The sequence below is a fragment of the Microbacterium sp. P5_E9 genome (assembly GCF_054049175.1).
Window position 1 is genome coordinate 1 of the sequence record NZ_JBFUMV010000191.1, and the last position, 500, is coordinate 500.

Consider the following 500-nt stretch of genomic DNA (forward strand, 5'->3'; position numbering starts at 1 on the left):
CCGCGGYGGCCATCGCTYGCCGTCAMCTTCCACGWCTTGTCGCCGAGTTCGAAGCTCATGTACAGCTCGCCCGCGATCACCGTATCCTCACGTTGTGGGACTGCTTGTGTTGTCGACATTTCCATCTCCTTTGGCAAGAAGTTAAGGAAATCCCGTTTTAGCTAAACGGGTCTCGCTCGRGTAGTCCCACATAGCATCTTTGGTCGATCATGTCGAGCACGACCCCCGAGCCCGGCCCGCCGATCGACGCATCGTACATCGCGAGCACCTCGTCGTGCCGGTCCTGCTCGAGCTTGAACAGCGCCAGGTGCCACCAGTTGTGCACCGCGAAGAAGCTGTCGCGCGACCAGTGCGCCGCATTCGGTTCGAGCCAGGAGATGCCGTCCTTCGGCGCATTGCGCATCTCGTGCACGTGCGCCACCGCATGCCAGGCCCAGGTGTCGCGCGGCTGCAACTCGATCGCCCGGCGTCCGGTGCGCTCGGCCTGCGCATAGTCGCCT

At 63.0% G+C, this 500-nt stretch carries 1 protein-coding gene; it reads right to left on the bottom strand.

The window, feature by feature from the left end; genetic code table 11:
- Positions 1-157: 157 nt before the first annotated feature.
- Positions 158-500 (bottom strand): hypothetical protein (locus ACXJ3V_RS20925; RefSeq protein ID WP_457102275.1); only part of this gene is annotated, 343 nt, incomplete at its 5' end.